The sequence below is a fragment of the Streptomyces sp. NPDC048142 genome (genome assembly GCF_043202835.1).
GTDB lineage: Bacteria > Actinomycetota > Actinomycetes > Streptomycetales > Streptomycetaceae > Streptomyces.
On sequence record NZ_JBIDBC010000007.1, the window covers coordinates 1 to 20,663 of the forward strand.

Sequence of the window (20,663 nt, forward strand, 5' to 3'; positions counted from 1 at the left end):
CCGTGCCGCGTGTGCCCCGGATACTCGGGCCCCACCGAATTGCTATGTGTTTTGGGCGCCCCCCCCCCCCGGGGGGGGCCCCCGCCGGGGGGGGGGCGGGGGGCGGGGGGCCCCCCCCCGGCCCCCGCCGGGTCGATCGGGGAGCGGAGGGAAGTCCTACTTCTTCCACTCCTCCCAGTCCATGTTCCAGCCGTTGAGGCCGTTGTCCGGCTGGATCTGCTTGTCCTGGGAGTTCTTCACGACGACCACGTCGCCGATCATCGACCTGTTGTAGAACCACGCCGCCGGCGTCTGGTTGTCGTAGCCGCCGCGCACATCGCGCAGACCGACACAGCCGTGGCTGGTGTTGGTGTTGCCGAAGATGGAGGACGCGCCCCAGTAGTTGCCGTGCAGGAAGGTGCCCGAGGTGGACAGCCGCATGGCGTGCGGCACGTCCTTGATGTCGTACTCGCCGCCGAAGCCGACGGTGTCGCCGTTCATCCGGGTCACCTTGAGCTTCTCGCTGATGACCATCTGACCGTTGTACGTGGTCGTCGCCGGGGCGCCCGCGGAGATCGGGATGTCCTTGATCTGCTTGCCGTCGCGGACCACCGTCATCCGCTTCGCGTCCGCGTCGACGGTGGAGACCTGGCTGCGGCCGATGGTGAACGTCACCGTCTTGGCCTGCTTGCCGTAGACGCCCGGCCGGCCCTCGACGCCGTCGAGGTTGAGGTCGACGGTCACCTTGGTGCCCGCCGCCCAGTACTTCTCCGGGCGGAAGTCGAGGCGGTCGTTGCCGAACCAGTGGCCCTCGATCTCGACGGCCGGTTCGGCCGTCACCTTGATCGCCCGCTCCACCGCGTCCGGATCGGTGATGCCCCGGGTGAAGTTGAGGGAGACCGGCATGCCGACCCCGACGGTGGAGCCGTCCTCCGGCGTGTAGTGCCCGATGAAGGTGTTCGCCGGCACGAGCGTGGTGAAGGTGGTGTCCTTCGCCGACTCACGGCCCTTGGCGTCCTTGGCTACCGCGTGCACCGTGTACTTGGTGGCGGCGGCGAGGTGCCGCTCCGGTGTCCAGCTCGCGCCGTCCGCCGCGATCTCGCCCTCGACCTCGTTGCCCTTGGGGTCGGCGACCTTCACCGTGGTGAGCTTGCCCTGCTCGGCGCCGATCTTCAGCGCGCCGCTGGTCGCCACGGAATCCGCACCGTCCTTCGGCGCGATGGTCACCACCGCCTGCGAGGCTGTCGTGTCCTCTTTCTTCGTACTGCCCGCCGGGTCCTTCTTCTCCCCCGCGTCGGCGCTGCCGCCGCACGCCGTCACCAGCAACAGCATTGCTCCCAGAACCAGGGCCAGGAGCCCCGGTCCGCCGCGCCGCTTCCCGCTCGCCCCGGCCGATGCCCCCGATATCGGCTGCCCGTTCACTGTGGTCGTCTCCCCTCACACGGCCTGGCCCCGCCAAGGCCCGCACCCCCACGCGCCGAATCATGCGCGCCACTGCAAGATAATCACATCGCGAGCGGGGTGAACTCCCCCCGGAATGTCACTGTTCGGTCCCAAGTGGTCCGGGGAGCTGTGCAGGTGGCGCGGGGGGCAGGGGCATACCCGGGGGGACGACGACCGGAGGCCCGGATACCCGGACAGGCGGGGCGTCCGGGGGCCTCAGCGCAGGGCGGAGCCGGCCTTCCACTTCTTCCAGCCGAGGTTCCAGCCGCTGAGCCCGTTGTCCGGCGCGACCTTCTTGTCCTGGGAGTTGACCACCTCGACCACGTCGCCGATCAGGGTCCGGTCGAAGAACCAGCCGCCGGGGGTGGTGGTGCCGCCGCCCTTGGCGTCGCGCAGTCCGATGCAGCCGTGACTGACGTTCTCCTCGCCGAAGACGGACTCGTCGGCCCAGTAGTTGCCGTGCAGGAAGGTGCCGGACTCGGTGAGCCGGATCGCGTGCGGAACGTCCTTGATGTCGTACTCGCCCTTGCCCTTCTCGTCCGTGAAGCCGACGGTCGCCCCGTTCATCCGGGTCACCTCGTGCATCTCGGTGACCACCATCTTCCCGTTGTACGTGGTCGTCTTCGGGGCCCCCGCGGTGATCGGGACCGTCACGACGGGGTCTCCCCCGCGGCGCACCTCCATCGTCTTGTCCTCCGCGTCGACCCGGGAGACCTGGGAGCGGCCGACCGTGAAGACGACGGTCTTGTCCTGGCTGCCGTAGACGCCCGGGGCGCCCTCGACGTCCCGCAGCCCGATGTCCACGGTGACCTCGGTGCCGGGCTTCCAGTACGCCTTCGGGCGGAAGTCGAGCCGGTCCTCGCCGAACCAGTGGCCGGCGACCTCCACCACCGGATCGGACGTCACCCGGATGGCCTTCTCCACCGCGGCGCGGTCGGCGACCGGGCGGTTGAAGGAGAAGGAGACGATCATGCCGGTGCCCACGGTGGACCGGTTCTCCGGTTTGAAGTAGCCGATGAAGCGGTGCTCGGGGACGAGCGTGGTGAAGGTGGCGTGCCGGGCGGAGCGGCGCCCGGCCCCGTCCACGGCCACCGCGTCGATGCTGTACTTCGCGGCGAGGGCGAGCCGGGCCACCCGGGACTCCGGGGCCCAGGAGCGCCCGTCCTCGGCGATGCGCCCCGCCACCGTCTGCTGCTGCGCGTCCTCGATCCGCATGACCTTCACGCTCTCCAGCCGCCCGTCGGGGACCTTCACCGCGATGCGGGTCTCCTCGTCGACGTCCTCGGCGCCGTCCTCGGGGAAGACGCTGATCGCGTCGCCGGGGGATCGCGCCTTGCCGTTGAGCAGGGCCCCCCGGGTGTCGGTGCAGCCGGTCAGAAGGGCCAGCACGGTCAGCAGTCCTGCCCAGGTCAGCACGGCGGCCGAGCCGGCCCGTGCGCTCTTCGCTGTGTGGTTCACGCTCCCCCAACGACCAGGGCCGGTCGGGGGAAACGTGAGTGTGGGCCCACCGGTGGGCAGAACAGAGGGGAGGACTACTGCGACAGGGGCCGCGGCCGGGACGCCGCGCGCCTCTTCTCCGGTGCCCGTCCCACGAGCCGCGGGAGGCTACACATGTCGAGCGCAGCCGAGCAGGAGGCAGTACAGGATCCGGCGGGGATCGGGGTGGAGACCGGGGAACCACCGGGCCGGGCCGGGCCCGGCACCCGTGGGGACGTCACGGAAGCCCTGCGTGCCGGGCCCCGCTTCCCCGGCGCCTGGCCCGGGGCCCCGATGCCGCTGGGGGCCCGCTTCCGGGTCGGCCCGGACGGGGTGGCGGGGACCAATTTCGCGCTGTGGGCGGGCGGGGCCGAGGCCGTCGAGCTGTGCCTGTTCGACGAGCGGGGCGCGGAGACCCGCTGCCCGCTGACCGAGCTGACCCATGAGATCTGGCACGGCTTCGTGCCCGGGGTGCGGCCCGGTCAGCGTTACGGCTACCGGGTGCACGGCCGCTGGGACCCGTGGACGGGGGCCCGGTGGAACGCGGCGAAGCTGCTGCTGGACCCGTACGCCCGTGCGGTCGACGGGACCTTCACCCTGCCGCCCGAGGTCTACGGGCATGTACGGGACTGGCCGGACCAGCAGGTCGCCGACACCGTGCGCGACGACCGGGACTCGGCGCCCTTCGTGCCCAAGGGCGTGGTCGTCCACGATGACGACGACTGGGTGGAGGACCGCCGGCCCAAGACCCCGTGGGCCGACTCCGTCATCTACGAGCTGCACGTGCGCGGCTTCACCAGGCTCCACCCGGGCATCCCGCCCGAGCTGCGCGGCACGTACGCGGGGCTCGCGCACCCGGCCGCGGTCGAACACCTCACCCGGCTCGGGGTGACCGCCGTCGAACTGCTCCCGGTGCACCAGTTCGCCCACGAGGACCACCTCCTGCGGCGCGGGCTGCACAACCACTGGGGCTACAACTCCATCGGCTACTTCGCCCCGCACGCCGGCTACTCCGCCTCCGGCACGGCCGGCCAGCAGGTCGGCGAGTTCAAGCGGATGGTGCACGCGCTGCACGACGCCGGGATCGAGGTGATCCTCGACGTCGTCTACAACCACACCGCGGAGGCGGGCGAGCTGGGCCCGATGCTGTCGCTGCGCGGCATCGACAACCGGGGCTACTACCGGCTGCGGGACGACCCGCGCCGCTACGCCGACTACACCGGCTGCGGCAACACCCTGCACGTGGTGCAGCCCCAGGTGCTGCGGCTCATCACCGACTCGCTGCGCTACTGGGTCACCGAGATGGGCGTCGACGGGTTCCGCTTCGACCTGGCGGCGGCGCTCGCCCGCTCGATGCACGATGTCGACATGCTCTCCCCGTTCCTCGCGGTGATCGCCCAGGACCCGGTGCTGCGCCGGGTCAAGCTCATCGCCGAGCCGTGGGACGTCGGCAACGGCGGCTATCAGGTGGGGGCCTTCCCTCCTCTGTGGACCGAGTGGAACGACCGCTACCGCGACGCGGTGCGCGACTTCTGGCGCGGCGCACTCCCCGACGTACGGGATCTCGGCTACCGGCTGACCGGCTCCAGCGACCTGTACGCCTGGGGCGGCCGCCGCCCGTACGCCTCGGTCAACTTCGTCACAGCGCACGACGGTTTCACCCTCCGCGACCTGGTCAGTTACGAGCAGAAGCACAACGAGGCGAACGGGGAGGGCAACCGGGACGGGACGAACGACAACCGGGCGTGGAACTGCGGGGCGGAGGGCGAGAGCGACGATCCGGAGATCAACGCGCTGCGCCGCCGCCAGCTCCGTAACCTGCTGACCACCCTGCTGCTGTCCACCGGGGTGCCGATGCTGGTGGCGGGCGACGAGATGGGCCGGACGCAGGGCGGCAACAACAACGCCTACTGCCAGGACAACGAGACCGGCTGGCTGGACTGGTCGCTGCTCGACCAGCCGGAGTGGCGGGAGCTGACCGAACTGACGGCCCGGGTGCTGACGCTGCGGCGGACCCATCCGGTGCTGCGGCGCCGCGCGTTCTTCTCTGGCCGGGCGCAGGCCCCGGACGGGCTGCGGGACCTGGCATGGTTCGCCCGGGACGGCCGGGAGATGACGGAGGGCGACTGGTACGCCCCCGCCGCCACGCTCGGCCTCTACCTCTCGGGCCGGGACATCCCGGGGCGGGACGCGCGGGGCGAGCCGGTGACCGACGACAGCTTCCTGGCGGTGCTGCACGCGGGCGCGGAGCCGACGGCCTTCGCGCTGCCGGGAGCGCCGTGGGCGAACGCCTACGAACTGGTCCTGGACACCTCGCGGGAGGAGCAGGCGGAGGCCCCCGGCACGGTCGTCGACGGCGGTACGGAGGTGACGGTGCCGGCCCGCTCGGTGCTGCTGCTGCGGGTGACGGCCTGAGAAGGGGGAGTACGGATCGGCCGGGGCTGCCCCGGTCGTAGCCGACGGCGACGGCCGCGGCCCGGTCCCCGGCGGCCGGGGCGGCGGCCGGCGAAGGCGGCGGGGTCCGGCCGAAATAGGGAGGACCGATGTCAGTGGTGAACCGTAGGGTCGGCCCTGATGCCCGCGAAGCCTGCAGAGCCCACGGACCGGTCCGCCGTGCGCTCCCTCCTGCGTCTGAGGCCCTACGTCCGACCCGTGCGGGTGCGCCTGTTCACCGCCGCCTTCGTGGCGATCCTGGCGTCCTGTCTGGGGCTGGTGATCCCCTTGGTCCTGAAGTGGATGGTGGACGGTCCCGTCGCCGACCGCGATCCGGGCGGGGTGTGGCTGGGGGCGCTGTATCTGCTGCTGCTCGGCATCGCGGAGGCGCTGCTGTTCGGGTTCCGGCGGTGGCTGGTGGCGCGCCCGCTGGCCGGGGTCGAGGCGTCGATGCGGGCGGACCTGTACCGCCATCTGCAACGGCTCCCGGTCGCGTTCCACGACCGCTGGGCCTCGGGTCAGCTGCTGTCGCGCGGGACGACGGACCTGATGCTGCTGCGGATGTTCCTGGCGTTCCCGCTGACCTTCCTGGTCGTGAACGCGACGACGATCCTGGTCGGGTTCGTCCTCCTGTTCGCCCAGGACTGGGCGCTCGGGCTGGTGCTGCTGGCCCCCGCCGTGCCGCTGATGGTCCTGTGCTCGCTGTTCGAGACGAAGTACTCGGTGGTCGCGCGCCGGGCCCAGGACCAGGTCGGCGACCTCACCACGGTCGTCGAGGAGAGCGTGCTCGGCATCCGCATCGTCAAGGGCTTCGGCCGGCACCGCAGCCAGGCGCAGGCGTTCCGGGCGCTGTCGCACCGGCTGCGCACCGTGGAGCTGGGCAAGGCCCGGCTGCTCGCCGGGATCTGGGCGCTGATCACCGCCATCCCGGAGCTGGCGATCGGCGCGGCGCTGGTGCTCGGCACGGTCCAGGTGGCGGACGGATCGCTGTCCGCGGGCACGCTGGTGGCGTTCCTCGCCACGGCGCTCGCCCTGCGCTGGCCGGTGGAGTCGATCGGCTTCCTGCTGGCGATGAGCCAGGAGTCGGCGACCGCCACCGACCGGTACTTCGAGGTGATGGACGTGGCGGAGGAACCCGGGGCCGCCGCCGTCGCCGTACGCGAGGACGCGCCGGCCACCGCCGCCGGGATGGTGTTCGAGGGCGTCGAGTTCCGCTACCCGGACGCGGATCCGGAGGCTCCGCCGGTCCTCGCCGGGATCGACCTGCACATCCGGCCCGGCGAGACACTGGCCCTCGTCGGGGGTACGGGATCGGGCAAGACGACGCTCACCGCTCTGGTGCCCCGGCTGCACGAGGTGACCGGCGGGCGGATCACGCTGGACGGCGAGGACATCGCCACGATGGAGCGCTCGGGGCTGCGGGAGCTGGTGTCGGTGGCGTTCGAGGAGCCGACGCTGTTCTCCGCGACGGTCGGCGAGAACGTGACGATGGGCGCGGCGGACGCGGACGGACGGCAGGTGCGCCGGGCGCTGTCGGTGGCCCAGGCCGACTTCGTGCACGAGCTGCCGCAGGGGCTGGACACCGAGGTCGGCGAGCAGGGGCTGAGCCTCTCCGGCGGCCAGCGCCAGCGCCTGGCGCTGGCCCGCGCGGTGGTCGGGGAGCCGCGCTTCCTGGTGCTGGACGACCCGCTCTCCGCACTGGACGTGCACACGGAGACGCTGGTGGAGGCCGCGCTGCGGCAGGTCCTGGAGCGGACGACGGCGGTGGTCGTGGCGCACCGGCCCTCCACGGTGATGCTGGCCGACCGGGTGGCGCTGCTGTCCGGGGGCCGGATCACCGCGGTCGGCACCCATCAGGAGCTGATGCGCGACAACGCGGAGTACGCCTGGCTGATGTCGGGCGCCGAGCGCGGCGATCCGGCCCGTACGGGTCGGGGGCACGGGAGCGCCGGGTCCGCCGGCACCGAGCACGAGCACGAGCACAAGGACGAGCACGGCACCGGGCACAGCACCGGGCACGAGGACGACCGGGGCGCCGTCCGGCAGGTCCCCGCCGAGGAGGGCAGTGCCCGATGACCACGACCACCGACGACGCCTCGCTCCCGGCGGCCGGGGACGAGGTCCGGCCGCAGAGTCCGGCCGCGCCCGGACGACAGCTCTCCGACGACCCGTTCGACCAGGACGACCTGCCCGCGCCGCCCGGGGCGACGAGGGCGCTGCTGTTCTCGCTGCTGGCCCCGATGCGCGGCCGGGTCGCGGTGGCGGCCCTGCTCCTGCTGGTCCAGCAGCTCGCGATGCAGGCGGGCCCGCTGCTGGTCGCGTACGCGATCGACAGCGGGGTTCCGGCGTTCCGGGACCACGACTACGGGCCGCTGATGGCGGTCGCGGTCGGCTACGCGCTGTGTTCCGTCGGCGCGGGCGTCCTCCAGTACGGCTTCATCCGGGCCTCCGCACGGATCAACCAGGACGCGCTGCTCGATCTGCGCGGCCGGATCTTCCGGCACGCGCAGGCGCTCAGTGTCGACTTCCACGAGCGCTACACCTCGGGCCGGCTGATCTCGCGCTCCACGACGGATGTGGAGTCGCTTCAGGAGCTGCTGAGCGAGGGGCTCCAGGAACTGATCGGCGTGGTCCTGTCGTTCGTGTCGATCTCGCTGGTGCTGCTCTGGCTGGACCTGGGGATCGGCGCGATCGCCACGCTCTCCTTCGTACCGCTGTATCTGATGGTCCGGATGTACCGGCGGCGGGCGTCCGTCGCGTTCACGGCGCGGTCGACGGCCATCGCGGCGGTGATCGTGAAGTTCGCGGAGACGATGAACGGCATCCGCCCGGTCCAGGCGTTCCGCCGGGAGCGGAGCAACGACGCGGTGTTCGGCGCGCTGAACAGCCACCACGAGCGGAGGAACGGCGACGCGATCCTGGAGATGGCGCGCTATGTCGTCGGCTCGCGGCTGATCGCGAACACGGCGGTGGCCGGCATGGTGCTGTGGGGCGCCTACCGGGTGGCGGACGGCACGCTGGCGCTCGGGGTGCTGGCGGCGGCGGTGCTGTATCTGCGCCGGCTGTACGACCCGATCGACCGGCTGGGGATGTTCCTCAACTCCTACGAGTCGGCGGCCGCCTCGCTGACGAAGATCGCCGGCCTGCTGGCCCAGACGCCGAACGTCCCGGAGACCGACCGCCCCAGGCAGCTGCCGCCGCGCTCCGGCCGGCTCCCGGGCCGGGACGTCACGTTCGAGGGGGTGCGGTTCGCCTACCGTACGGGCGGCGAAGTCCTGCCCGCCCTCGACCTGCACATCCCGGCGGGCCGGACGGTGGCGGTCGTCGGCTCGACGGGCGCGGGCAAGTCGACGCTCGCCAAGCTGCTGGCCCGCTTCTACGACCCGACCGAGGGCCGGGTCCTGCTGGACGGCACGGACCTGCGCGACCTGGACACCGCGGAGCTGCGCCGGGGCGTGGTGATGGTGACGCAGGAGGCGTTCCTGTTCTCCGGGACGGTCGCGGAGAACATCGCGATCGGCCGCCCGGACGCCACCCGTGAGGAGATCGAGCACGCCGCGAAGGCGATCGGCGCGCACGACTTCATCGCCTCCCTGCCCGACGGCTACGACACCGACGTACGCAAACGGGGCGGACGGATCTCGGCGGGCCAGCGGCAGTTGGTGGCCTTCGCCCGGGCCCTGCTGGCAAACCCGGCGGTACTGATCCTGGACGAGGCGACCAGTTCCCTGGACATCCCCGGCGAGCGGGCCGTGCAGCGGGCCATGGACACGGTGCTGCACGGCCGCACGGCGGTGGTGATCGCGCATCGGCTCTCCACGGTGGAGATCGCGGACCGGGTACTGGTGATGGAACACGGCCGGATCGTGGAGGACGGCGCGCCCGCCGAACTGATCGGCGGGACGGGGAGGTTCGCGGGTCTGCACCGGACGTGGAAGGACAGCCTGGCCTGAGCGGAGGGGCTTGCAGGTTCCGCAGTTGGGTGCGCACCGAATGCGCAATTCCAAGAATCTGTGCGCACTGACTTCGTAGGGTAACTAATACTCCAGCTGTAGATCGCAATCTTCATGTCTGGGCGGCTTGTCGCTGATAGTGGCTGGCCTGGGATCGGGCCTGGTGGCGGCGTCGCCAATGGGACCAGTCGAGCCGGTGGGTCGCGTCGTGGACGGGCCGGACGGCGAGCGCGGTGAACAGGTGCTGGATCTCGTTGCAGGTGAGCGGTATCAGCCCGTCCGGCTTCGAGTGGCGGGCGTGTTCGTCGGCGCGGACGACGGTGAGGAAGGCGTGGGCGAGCATCGCGAGGGTGACCCAGCGGTGCCAGGACGTCCAGCGTCTGACCTGGTGCTCGTCCAGTCCGGCCAGGCCCTTGCCGGACTGGAAGGTCTCCTCGACCGTCCATCTGCGCCCGGCGACCCGCACCAGGGTGGACAGCGGAACCCGGACTGCTGAGTAGCAGCGGTAGAAGGCAAGTTCACGGGTGCGCCGGTTGCGGCGGACGAGCAGCTGACGGTGGCCCGGCCGGTCGTCGGCGATGTCGGCCAGGGCCCAGTCGTAGAAGCGGTGCCCCTTGGCGCCGTCGCTGGCGGAGAGTTTCTGCCAGGCCCGCTTCGGCAGCATCTTGACCAGGACGTCGGCCCGGAAGTTGCCAGCTCGGGTGGTGATCTGGTGGTCACGGGCCACGGCGAGCACGTAGCCGGTCTCGCGTCTCTCCAGCTCGGTCCGCAGGTGCGGGTTGCCTCCGTAGACCTCATCGCCCGCCACCCAGGATGCGGCAACGCCGGCGTCCAGGGCGCGGCCGATCATGCGGGCGGCGAGGGCGGGTTTCGTGGCGAAGCCGACGGCGTCGGGTATCCCGGCGGCCCGGCAGCGGGCCGGGTCCTCGGTCCAGGAGCGCGGAACATACAGCTCCCGGTCGATCGCCGCGTGCCCGAGCGGGGTTGAGTAGGCGAGGTAGACGGCGACCTGGCTGTTCTCGATGCGGCCTGCGGTGCCGGTGTACTGGCGCTGCACGCCCACCGTGCCGGTGCCCTTCTTCAGGTCGCCGGTCTCGTCCACGACCAGCACCGCGTCCTCGTGGTGCAGGTGCTCAACGACGAAGCCCCGGATGTCATCGCGTACCGCGTCGGCGTCCCATCTGGCCCTCGACAGCAGGTGCTGCAGACCATGCGGATTCGCGTCCCCGGCATGCTCGGCGAGCGTCCAGCAGTTCTTGCGCGGCAGGCCCGACAACAACCCGAGGACGAACGCCCTCGCCCGGCGACGGGGTTCCACCCGGACGAACCGTCCCGCGATACGGCCCATCAAGGCCTCGAACGCCTCCTGCCAGCGAGCAGGATCTATACTGTGACCCGCGGCCACCGTCTGATCTTCTGTCTTCACACACCGATGATCACCGGTGGCCGCACCCGTTCCCGGACCAGCCCCGCCCAGCAAGATCGCGATCTACAGCTGGAGTACTAATTCGCCATCTCGGCAAAGTCAAAGCCGCCCGCTGGTTCGCCAGCGTGGCGGCTTTGGCCGCCGTCATCATCGCAGGCCTCTTCCTATACCAGCCCCACGAGCGTCAAACCGATGCCGAGAAGTCGACAACGCCGAAACCGTCGACGCCCCGGGCATGCGCCGGTAAAACTGTTCGTTGCCACCTACTCTCCACAGGAATATGGGCGGTCATTTACGCGCCACTTCAGGGCGCGGAGGAATCGCAAGCCTCGGCCGGTCCGATACCTGAACAACGAGCTGGATTGGTCTTTTGGGACCCTGGAGGCCCCGGACTAAGCCCGCTCGACGTAGGACTCACGAGGTCGCTGCTCCCTTCTTGGCTGAAGAATGCGACCGTAGCGATGCTCGTAGAGCCTTGGGCCGTACACGAGGTCAGCCCAGGCTGCCTCAAAAGCTTGGCGAGCGTATCCGCAGGCGGCGAGCTTTCCGACCAGCAGGTAAAGGAATGGCCTGATCAGTTCAAGGACTCTTGTGATGCTGACCTATACCGTCTCGATCGCACGGAGTATGTAAAGTCCTTCAAGGAGCTGGGCAGGAAAGAAGGAAGTATTTCAGGCATCTATGCACAGTCGTTCGGCGCAGTCCGGGCGAGTGCTGTAATACCGGAGCTGAAGCGAACTGGCGGCTGGGCAGTTATGGACGCACCTGCCCCACCACCGGGCACGCACGCAACCATCTTGATGTCCGAGCGAAGCCTTGCACTGGAAGAAGGCTTGCAAGACATAATGGGGTGCACAAGCAGCGATGCGTCCACCGATTGCCAGAAAGACCTTCACCGGAAGCTACGAGAGATGGGGAGCGATATTACGACTCCGACCGGCCTCGCCGGCGGTGCCGAAGAGTACGAGCGGATGACCGCCCTCTTCTCGCTGTCCAATAACATGGAGAGCAACGAGAAGCCGCTTCGCGGAATCTTGACTAACTGGCCGAAGCTCAGCACCATCGACCAAGAAGTCATAAATTCAGGAAGTTACGCGTTCACTCGACGCCACGGCGACAATCAGGTTCTGCCAGATTTCGCCGGGTACATTGCCAATCTCTGCCCAGCGTATAACGGATGGGGAGCCGGGGCGGGTTCGCAGGAGAAAAACCCTCTCGGGGCGGCACTGTCCCGCATGCACTATGCGTGCTCGGTAATGCCAGGCGATGAAGACTCTTCGTGGACGCTACCGGAAGCAAAGGATGCGCCGAGCCTGCTTCTGCTGGAAAACTCTCGTGACCCGGTCACTCCGCCGAGCGCGGCAAGCGCCTGGGCGAAGAAGTATCCCGACGCTGATCATTTGAAGTACGAGTACTTGGGACATACCAAAGCACCCGAGAAGCTCAGCGAAGATATTTCCGCTTGGGTTGCAGGAGCGAGCAGCTAGGAGCGGACCGATTGGGGCGCTTTCGGTCATGCGACCTTGGGCGCCCCTCGTCGGATTCCCCTGGCAGCCAACTTTGAGAACCCGGGATACCACCGCCCGCGACACGAACGCGGTTCGGTTACGCGCTGGAGGTGGGCGCACATGCGGCAGGTGTCATGCGGATGGAGAGGGCCCCAGTTTCGCCAAGTAGGGATCAGGGAGAGCGAATCGACAGGCACGGGGCCTCGATATGATCAGCTTGCGTTGACACCCTGGGGAACACCCATTTTGCGACAGTACGAGAGGTATACCCGAAGTCGTTCCTCCCGGGTGCCGGTGCAGCGGGTCTGCGAGTGGTGCCTCCCAGCCTCCAGCTGGTGGTATTCATGCCAGGCGTCCCGGATGTCGGGGCCGGCTTCCTCGATCATCACCAGGACCCAGGCCAAGAGGGCCTCCATGGTGTCGTCGGCGATGCGGGGGGTCTTGTTCTCCCGCTCAGTTCCTGCCGGTGCCCCGACGACCTCTTTGGCGGTCCGGCCGGCCCAGGGGAAGTCCCAGTCGAGGCGGCACTGGGCGGGCATGCGCTCGCTGAAGAGCCACAGGACGCGCAAGGCGGTGATCAGGTCCGACTTTCGCCGCCCGTTGCGGTCCAGGCCCAACACGTAGATGCGGAAGGTCTCCAGGTCGGCGTCGCGTAGCCGCGCTCGGAGGCCCTTAAGCCCGGTGTGGGTGTACAGCGGCGTGTCGGTGGTGTGGTCACTGCTGGCCGCACAGGCGTACGCACGGGGCCTGACGGTGCCGAACTGCGGCTGCTTCGGGATCTACCTCACGCAGCGTCTGAACTGGTTCGTACTGCTCCAGGCCGGCCTGTTGCTGCTGTACGCCGTCGTGCTGATCCGCCGCCGGCCGGCGGCGGGGGCGTCGGCCGACGCGTGGCTGATCACCGCCCCGGACGCCTGGCCGATGCCGGCGCGCACCTGGACGCCGCCCCGGCCGTACTGGACGCGGCCCGCGCCGCCGGCACCTCCCGCGAAACCTGCACCAAAGTCCTGCACGACTACGCCGACCACGGCCTGCTCCGCCTGGCCCGCGGCCGCATCACCGTCCTGGACCCCGAACGGCTCAAGGACGCCGCGAGCTGACGTCACCAGCCGTAAGGCCCCGGCCTGCCGCCTGCCGCCTGCCGCCTACTGCCCGCCCGAGCCGCCGCTCGCGAAGTCACGCTTCCTACAGTCAGTGCTGAGGGTTCCCGGGTACACGGCGGTCGAGGCCGCGCGTCAGGGTTGACGAACGGCCGCGGCCTCCGCCCGGATGCCGGCCAGCAACAGCCGCAGCCCGAACCGGAACTGTTCGTCACCCCCGACGACGAACAGTTCGTCCCCGGCGGCCTCGGCGCCGGGCAACGCGTTGACCATGTCCCGCACCTGGTCCCAGCGGCGGTCCCGTGACCCTGCCTGTACAGCCATCGCCAGGGAGGAGGCCAGGTGGGCGACGAGCGCCTGGAAACTCCGTACGGCGGCGGCGGGCGGCAGTCCAGCGGCGACGAGCGCGCCCAGCATCCCCGCGGCGAGCCGCCGCCCGTGCTCCCCCAGGGGCGGGCGTGCGGCCATGTGCGCGGTGATCCCGGGGTGTTGAACGGCGGCGCCCCGGAAGGCTGCTGCCGTGGCCTCGATCCGCTGGTCCCAGGGGAGGGACGCGTCGGGGTCCGCGACTTCCGAGAGGGCCAGATCGGCGACGGCGTCGAGCAGTGCGTCGCGGTTGGAGAAGTGGCGATAGAGCGCCATGGGATCACAGCCGAGCTCACCGGCGATCCGGCGCATCGTCATGGCGTCGGCGCCGTCACGGTCCCCCATGTCCAGAGCGGTGCGGACGATCAGTCCGGGATTGAGGAAGCGCGTCTTGCCCATGCCTGGCATTCTGCCACGCCCCACGTCTACGCTGTAGACATGGCGCTGTCTACAGCGTAGACATAGTGACCGCCACTCTCTCCCCACCCGAAAGAGGCAGGACCGTGCGCATCACCACCCTCACCTCCGCCGCCCGCTGCACAGCCGCTTTCATCGCCCTCGGGACCTTGCTGAACCTCTTCGTACGCGGCGTGGACACGGCCTTCATCGGCCCCGACATCCTGGTGACGGCCGCCCTCACCGCGACAGCGGCCCTGCCGGAGCGGCACGCGGGCCCGGCGCTGATGTCGGCGTTCGGCCTGGCGTCAGGGGTCTTCACCGTGGCGTTCTTCGCGTACATCGCCAGGGGCGGGTTCGGGGCGGGAGTCCTGGTCTTCGACCTCGTCTGCCTGACCATGACGGTCCTGCTGTCCTGGCGCCCCGGCCCGCTCCCCCGGCACGACAGGCAGGCCGCCGGGACGCACGCCTGAGCCCCGACGGCGCACGGACTCCGGACCGGCGACGTCGGGACACGCCGCGCCGACCTGAGCCCTCCACCCGCCCTCTGTCCGCGTTCTGACGGACCGACACATTCCGGCGTGCGGATCTGGCCAGAACCCGACGCCGTCTCATCAGGCGGTCATCACACCCCTCCCGCCCTCGGCGGCGCGGCGTCCGTGGCGCACGAAACCTGTGACCACCCTGTGAGTACAGGGCTCCGCAACGCCAGGTAACACCGCGGCAATGACCGGTGAAACGTCCGCTTAACGAACATGACCTTTCTGGCAACGAACGAAAATCGGCCAAGTTCTTGACGCGCCCCTGACAGGCACGGTCTTCTCCTGACACTCTTCACCCGTTCTGCGCACCGCCTGCATTGTCCGGACGGCCCGTCAAGCGCCGCCGGTACCCCCCTCGCAGAAGGAGACCGCGTGAGATCCACGCCCAGCCGTCGCGCCACCGCGACCGGCGCTCTGATAGCCGCAGCAGCCCTCATAGCCGTCGCCGTCCCTTCCGGCGCCGCGACCGCCACCTCCGCCCCCGCCTCGGCCCCGCTCGGCGGCATCACCGCCGGTACGAAGGCCGACCCGGGCGCCCTGCCCGCGAAGCTCTCCCCCGCCCAGCGCGCCGAGCTGCTCAGCGAGGCGAACGCCACCAGGGCGGCCACCGCCAAGGAACTCGGCCTCGGGTCCACGGAGAAGCTCGTGGTCCGCGATGTCACCCTGGACCGCGACGGCACGACGCACACCCGCTACGAGCGCACCCTGAACGGGCTCCCCGTCCTCGGCGGCGACCTCGTGGTCAAGGAGTCCGCGTCCGGGGCGGCCGAGGGCGTCAGCAAGGCGTCGAAGGCGACCAGTGCGCAGCTGAAGGCCGTAGGCCTCACCGCCGACGTGGCCCCGGCCGCAGCCGAGAAGCAGGCGCTCGGCGCGGCGAAGGCCGAGGGCTCGAAGGCGACGAAGGCCGACGAGGCCCCGCGCAAGGTGGTGTGGCTGGGCAGTGGCTCGCCGCAGCTCGCGTACGAGACCGTGGTCGGCGGACTCCAGCACGACGGAACCCCGAACGAGCTCCACGTGATCACCGACGCCACCTCCGGTGAGAAGCTCTACGAGTGGCAGGCCGTCCACAACGGCACCGGCAACACCCAGTACAGCGGCCAGGTGACGCTGGGCACCGCGCCCTCGTACACCCTGACCGACACCACGCGCGGCAACCACAAGACGTACAACCTCAACCGGGGCAGCTCCGGCACCGGGACCCTGTTCTCCGGGCCGGACGACATCTGGGGCAACGGCACCCCGCAGAACGCCGAGACCGCGGGCGCCGACGCCCACTACGGGGCCGCGCTCACCTGGGACTACTTCAAGAACGTGCACGGCCGCAGCGGCATCCGGGGCGACGGCGTCGGTGCGTACTCCCGCGTCCACTACGGCAACAACTACGTCAACGCCTTCTGGCAGGACAGCTGCTTCTGCATGACGTACGGCGACGGCGAGGGCAACGCCAAGCCGCTGACCTCCATCGACGTGGCCGCCCACGAGATGACCCACGGCCTCACCTCGAACACGGCGGGCCTCCGCTACAGCGGTGAGTCCGGCGGCCTCAACGAGGCGACGTCCGACATCTTCGCCGCCGCCGTCGAGTTCCACGCGAACAACTCCGAGGACCAGGGCGACTACCTGGTCGGCGAGAAGATCGACATCCGTGGCAACGGCACCCCGCTGCGCTACATGGACAAGCCGAGCAGGGACGGCAACTCCAAGGACTACTGGTACTCGGGCATCGGCAACGTCGACGTCCACTACTCCTCGGGCCCGGCCAACCACTGGTACTACCTGCTCTCCGAGGGCAGCGGCGCCAAGACGATCAACGGTGTCAGCTACGACTCCCCGACCTCCGACGGGCTGCCGGTCACCGGCATCGGCCGGGACAAGGCGTCGCTGATCTGGTTCAAGGCGCTCACCACCAAGTTCACCTCGACCACGAACTACGCGGCGGCCCGCACCGGCACGCTGGCGGTCGCCAGTGAGCTGTACGGGGCAACCAGCCCCGAGTACGCGGCCGTGGCGCACGCCTGGGCCGGGATCAACGTGGGCGACCGCCCCGGCGGCGGCGACCCCGACCCGGGCGACAAGGTCTTCGAGAACGACACCGTCGTGAACATCCCGGACGCCGGTGCGGCCGTCACCAGCTCGATCACCGTCTCCGGTGTGGCCGGCAACGCGCCGAGCGACCTCAAGGTCGGCGTGGACATCACGCACACCTGGCGCGGTGACCTGGTCATCGACCTGGTGGCCCCGGACGGCAGCGCCTACCGGCTGAAGAACTCCTCCGGCGGCGACTCCGCGGACGACGTGGTGGAGACCTACACGGTCAACGCCTCGTCCGAGGTGGCCAACGGAGTCTGGAAGCTGAAGGTCCAGGACCGCGCGCGGTACGACATCGGGCGGATCAACAGCTTCAAGCTCACCTTCTGATCCCACCGGGCCCCCGGCCCGGAGGGAGCGCACGAGGGAGCACATACGGAACGGCCCGGGAGGAGTACGCCCCCTCCCGGGCCGTTCGCCATGGCGTGTACGGGCTCCGCCGGGCCAGTCGCTCGGGCCGGGGGGAACCAGAATCCGCACTCGTCAGGTGCAGGTACAGGTACAGGTCAGGGAGGCGTACGCGCTTCCCGCCGTCCGGCCGTGGGCACGCGCGACGCCCCGCCCGCGCACAGGGTCCGGCACGCGCAGGGACCCGGCACCGCGCGGGTGCCGGGTCCCTCGGGTCCGCCGTGGCGCGCGCTCAGCGCATCAGCACGCCCGCGCCCTCCCCCGTCGCCTCGGTCGGCAGCGCGACCAGGCCCAGTTCGGCGCTGGTGGCCAGCAGCTTGTGGGCGGGCAGGACGCGCACGGTGTAGCCGTACGGTCCCGTCCGGTCCAGGGCGAGCGGCCCCTCGTACAGCCAGCGGTCCTCCAGGTCCTGGCCGCCCGCCGGCTTCAGCGGGAAGGTCTGGGCGTCCGCGATGGCGTCGCCGGAGTCGACCCGGCCCGCCACCACCTGGACCTCCACGTCGTCCGGGTCCAGGCCGCCGAGCGCGACCCGCACCCGCAGCGCCAGGGTGGCGCCGAGCTCCGCCGAACCGCCCGCCGCGGTGTCGGTCACCGACTCCACATGGTCGACGGAGACCCCCGGCCAGGCCGCCCGGACCTTGGCCTTCCACCGGGCGAGATCCCGCGCGGCCCCGGGCTCCAGGGCCCGCCGGGACCGCGCGGCCGGAGCGTACAGGCGCTCGGTGTACTCGCGCACCATCCGCCCCGCGAGCACCCGTGGCCCCAGGGTGACCAGGGTGGAGCGGACCATCTCGATCCAGCGGTCGGGCAGTCCCCCGGCCCCCCGGTCGTAGAAGCGCGGGGCGACCCGGTCCTCGATCAGGGCGTACAGGGCGTTCGACTCCAGCTCGTCGCGGCGGTCCTCGTCGACCGCCGAGCCGTCCGCGGTGGGGATCTCCCAGCCGAAGTCCGGGTCGAACCACTCGTCCCACCAGCCGTCGCGCACGGACAGGTTGAGGCAGCCGTTCAGCGCCGCCTTCATCCCGCTCGTACCGCACGCCTCCAGCGGGCGCAGCGGGTTGTTGAGCCAGACGTCACAGCCCGGGTAGAGCTTCTGCGCCATGCCCATGCCGTAGTCCGGGAGGAAAACGATGCGGTGGCGCACCCGTGGGTCGTCCGCGAACCGCACCAGCTCCTGCACCAGCCGCTTGCCGCCGTCGTCGGCGGGGTGGGCCTTGCCCGCGACGACGATCTGGATCGGGTGCGTCGGGTGCAGCAGCAGCGCCCGCAGCCGGTCGCGGTCGCGCAGCATCAGCGTGAGCCGTTTGTACGAGGGGACCCGCCGGGCGAAGCCGATCGTCAGGACGTCCGGGTCGAGGACGCCGTCGATCCAGCCAAGCTCGGCGGTGCCCGCACCGCGCCGCCGCCAGGAGGCGTAGAGCCGGCGGCGGACCTCGGTGACCAGCTGCCCGCGCAGCTCCCGGCGCAGGTCCCAGATCTCCTGGTCGCCGATGCCGGTCACCGCGTCCCAGCGGCGGGGGGTGCCGCTCCCCGTGGCGGCCTCGTCGGCCACCGGGCCGCCCGCCAGCACCTGGTGGGCGCGGTCCTCGCCGACCCGGCCCGCGCCGAGCCGGAACACCTCGGGGGCCACCCAGGTCGGCGCGTGGACGCCGTTGGTGACGGAGGTGATGGGCACCTCGGCGGGGTCGAAGCCCGGCCAGAGCCCGGCGAACATCTCCCGGCTGACGGCCCCGTGCAGGGTGGAGACGCCGTTGGCGCGCTGGGCGAGCCGGAGGCCCATCACCGCCATGTTGAACAGCTCCGGCTCGCCGCCGGGGTAGGTCTCGGTGCCCAGCCGCAGGATCTTCTCGACGGGCACGCCGGGCAGCTCGCCGTCGTCGCCGAAGTGGCGGGCGATCAGCTGCCGCTCGAAACGGTCTATTCCGGCGGGCACCGGGGTGTGGGTGGTGAAGACGGTCCCGGCCCGGACCACTTCGAGGGCGGCGTCGAAGTCGAGTCCGGCGGCGCCCAGTTCACGGATGCGCTCCAGACCGAGGAAGCCGGCGTGGCCCTCGTTGGTGTGGAACACCTCCGGCTCCGGGGTGCCGGTCAGCCGGCACCAGGTGCGCACGGCGCGCACCCCGCCGATGCCGAGCAGCATCTCCTGGAGCAGCCGGTGGTCGCTGCCGCCGCCGTACAGCCGGTCGGTGACGTCGCGTTCGCCGGGGGCGTTCTCCTCGACGTCGGAGTCGAGCAGGAGCAGCGGCACACGGCCGACCCGGGCCAGCCAGACGCAGGCGTGCAGCGAGCGTCCGCCGGGCAGGGCGAGCACCACCCGGGCGGGGGTGCCGTCGGCCTCGCGGACCAGGTCGAGCGGGAGCTCGTTGGGGTCGAGGACGGGGTAGTGCTCCTGCTGCCAGCCGTCGCGCGAGAGGGTCTGGCGGAAGTAGCCGTGCCGGTAGAGCAGGCCGACGCCGATGAGCGGGACGCCGAGGTCGCTGGCGGCCTTGAGGTGGTCGCCGGCCAGGATGCCTAGGCCGCCGCTGTACTGGGGCAGCGCCGCGGTGACGCCGAATTCGGGTGAGAAGTAGGCGATGGCGGAGGGGAGTTCGGCTCCGGCCGCGCGCTGTTCCTGATACCAGCGGGGGCCGTCCAGATACTCGGCCAGGTCGGCGGACGCCTCGGCGAGGCGGGCGAGGTATTCCTCGTTCCCGGCCAGTTCGGCCAGCCGCCCGGCGGACAGCGAGCCGAGCAGGCGTACGGGGTCGGCGTCCGCGGGCCGCCAGCCCTCGGGGTCGGCGGCCCGGAAGAGCTCACGGGTCTCGGTGTGCCAGGACCAGCGCAGGTTGCGCGCGAGGTCGTGGAGGGGTCGGAGGGGTTCGGGGAGGACAGGACGCACGGTGAATCGACGAATGGCCTTCACGTACTCCACCTTTACAGGGGACTTGCGCATCCGGGCGGACGCACCACGGTGTGCGTCCCTTCCGTCACCCCTGACGGTAGCGGCCGTCCGTGGCGGGCTGCCACGGCGCGCGGACGGCTCACCGGGGCCGGGGGCGGCCGCCGCACGCCACCCCACAGGCGCTCCACGAGCGCTCCACGGACGGCCACAGGCGCTCCACGGGTGCCCCACAGCCGCTCCACGGGCGCCCCACGGGCGTCCCACGGGTGCCCCACCCGCCTCGCCCGTGACCCTCCGTCACTCCGTTCACCTGGGGGTTTGGCCGATTTCCCTCCCGTACGCAGCCTTGTGGACCTCCCTGCCACAGGGAAGGCTGCCGTGTGGCGCCGCAGAACGGGTCTCCGGATCCCGTCGGGGCGCCTCGAGTCCCCGCGCCCACCGGAGCGTGCGCGCCGCGCCCGGCGGTTCCCGAGCGGCCCGCTACGACCGAGTAGTTAACACAGCGTCGGATTTCCCACCCGCGGACGCGGGGAAGGCTTCCCCGGTACGCGGCACGACCCGGCCCGCACACGTCTCCCCGCCCCCCGAAACATGCGCGAAACCCCCGCGACCCACCCATTCGAGTGCCATTCGAGTGAACGCGGACAGGAGCGGCCATGCCCAC

Annotated in this window: 13 protein-coding genes; 7 read left to right on the plus strand and 6 right to left on the minus strand. The window is 70.8% G+C overall.

All coding sequences use genetic code 11. The features are described 5' to 3' along the window. Nucleotides 1-156 precede the first annotated feature (156 nt). Together ACGF2Y_RS11605 and ACGF2Y_RS11610 are read right to left on the minus strand one after the other, a co-directional pair. Entirely contained in the window at nucleotides 157-1,401 is a 1,245-nt protein-coding gene (locus ACGF2Y_RS11605) for an Ig-like domain-containing protein (RefSeq protein ID WP_392945359.1), read from the minus strand. Between the two features lie 237 nt (nucleotides 1,402-1,638). Continuing rightward, nucleotides 1,639-2,880 (minus strand): Ig-like domain-containing protein, encoded by a 1,242-nt coding sequence (locus tag ACGF2Y_RS11610; protein ID WP_392945363.1) that lies wholly within the window; start codon nucleotides 2,878-2,880, stop codon nucleotides 1,639-1,641. Nucleotides 2,881-3,033: 153 nt separating this feature from the next. On the opposite strand from ACGF2Y_RS11610, the gene glgX reads away from it, so the two are divergent. The 3 genes from glgX (at nucleotide 3,034) to ACGF2Y_RS11625 (ending at nucleotide 9,284) form a co-directional block, all read left to right on the plus strand. Further along, nucleotides 3,034-5,313, plus strand: a complete 2,280-nt coding sequence (gene glgX, locus ACGF2Y_RS11615; protein ID WP_392945365.1) for a glycogen debranching protein GlgX — start codon at nucleotides 3,034-3,036, stop codon at nucleotides 5,311-5,313. Between the two features lie 159 nt (nucleotides 5,314-5,472). Beyond that, complete coding sequence (locus ACGF2Y_RS11620; RefSeq protein ID WP_392945367.1) at nucleotides 5,473-7,407, plus strand: ABC transporter ATP-binding protein; 1,935 nt, start codon at nucleotides 5,473-5,475, stop codon at nucleotides 7,405-7,407. After that, nucleotides 7,404-9,284 carry an ABC transporter ATP-binding protein gene (locus ACGF2Y_RS11625; protein ID WP_392945369.1) on the plus strand — a complete coding sequence of 627 codons (1,881 nt, stop codon included), beginning with the start codon at nucleotides 7,404-7,406 and terminating at the stop codon, nucleotides 9,282-9,284. The genes ACGF2Y_RS11620 and ACGF2Y_RS11625 overlap by 4 nt, the downstream gene beginning before the upstream one ends. 112 nt (nucleotides 9,285-9,396) lie before the next feature. Here the strand turns inward: ACGF2Y_RS11625 and ACGF2Y_RS11630 are convergent, their stop codons facing one another. Continuing rightward, nucleotides 9,397-10,632, minus strand: coding sequence for an IS701 family transposase (locus ACGF2Y_RS11630; RefSeq protein WP_392945757.1), 1,236 nt, complete (start codon nucleotides 10,630-10,632; stop codon nucleotides 9,397-9,399). A gap of 593 nt (nucleotides 10,633-11,225) precedes the next feature. Here ACGF2Y_RS11630 and ACGF2Y_RS11635 point away from each other — a divergent pair. Continuing rightward, nucleotides 11,226-12,197, plus strand: a complete 972-nt coding sequence (locus tag ACGF2Y_RS11635) for an alpha/beta hydrolase (RefSeq protein ID WP_392945371.1) — start codon at nucleotides 11,226-11,228, stop codon at nucleotides 12,195-12,197. 233 nt (nucleotides 12,198-12,430) lie between these two features. On the opposite strand, the gene ACGF2Y_RS11640 is transcribed toward ACGF2Y_RS11635, so the two are convergent. Further along, a complete protein-coding gene (locus tag ACGF2Y_RS11640) occupies nucleotides 12,431-12,838 on the minus strand; it encodes a hypothetical protein (RefSeq protein ID WP_392945373.1) in 408 nt (135 codons plus the stop codon). Between the two features lie 270 nt (nucleotides 12,839-13,108). Here ACGF2Y_RS11640 and ACGF2Y_RS11645 point away from each other — a divergent pair, with 270 nt between their 5' ends. Continuing rightward, nucleotides 13,109-13,318 (plus strand): helix-turn-helix domain-containing protein, encoded by a 210-nt coding sequence (locus tag ACGF2Y_RS11645; RefSeq protein WP_392945375.1) that lies wholly within the window; start codon nucleotides 13,109-13,111, stop codon nucleotides 13,316-13,318. Between the two features lie 135 nt (nucleotides 13,319-13,453). On the opposite strand, the gene ACGF2Y_RS11650 is transcribed toward ACGF2Y_RS11645, so the two are convergent. Next, a complete protein-coding gene (locus tag ACGF2Y_RS11650; RefSeq protein WP_392945376.1) occupies nucleotides 13,454-14,083 on the minus strand; it encodes a TetR/AcrR family transcriptional regulator in 630 nt (209 codons plus the stop codon). Nucleotides 14,084-14,187: 104 nt separating this feature from the next. Here ACGF2Y_RS11650 and ACGF2Y_RS11655 point away from each other — a divergent pair, with 104 nt between their 5' ends. Both ACGF2Y_RS11655 and ACGF2Y_RS11660 read left to right on the plus strand, forming a co-directional pair. After that, nucleotides 14,188-14,553, plus strand: coding sequence for a hypothetical protein (locus ACGF2Y_RS11655; RefSeq protein ID WP_392945378.1), 366 nt, complete (start codon nucleotides 14,188-14,190; stop codon nucleotides 14,551-14,553). 441 nt (nucleotides 14,554-14,994) lie between these two features. Further along, nucleotides 14,995-17,040 (plus strand): M4 family metallopeptidase, encoded by a 2,046-nt coding sequence (locus ACGF2Y_RS11660; RefSeq protein ID WP_392945380.1) that lies wholly within the window; start codon nucleotides 14,995-14,997, stop codon nucleotides 17,038-17,040. A 310-nt stretch (nucleotides 17,041-17,350) separates the two neighbouring features. Here the strand turns inward: ACGF2Y_RS11660 and glgP are convergent, their stop codons facing one another. Next, nucleotides 17,351-20,020 (minus strand): alpha-glucan family phosphorylase, encoded by a 2,670-nt coding sequence (gene glgP, locus ACGF2Y_RS11665; protein WP_392945381.1) that lies wholly within the window; start codon nucleotides 20,018-20,020, stop codon nucleotides 17,351-17,353. Nucleotides 20,021-20,663: the final 643 nt, after the last annotated feature.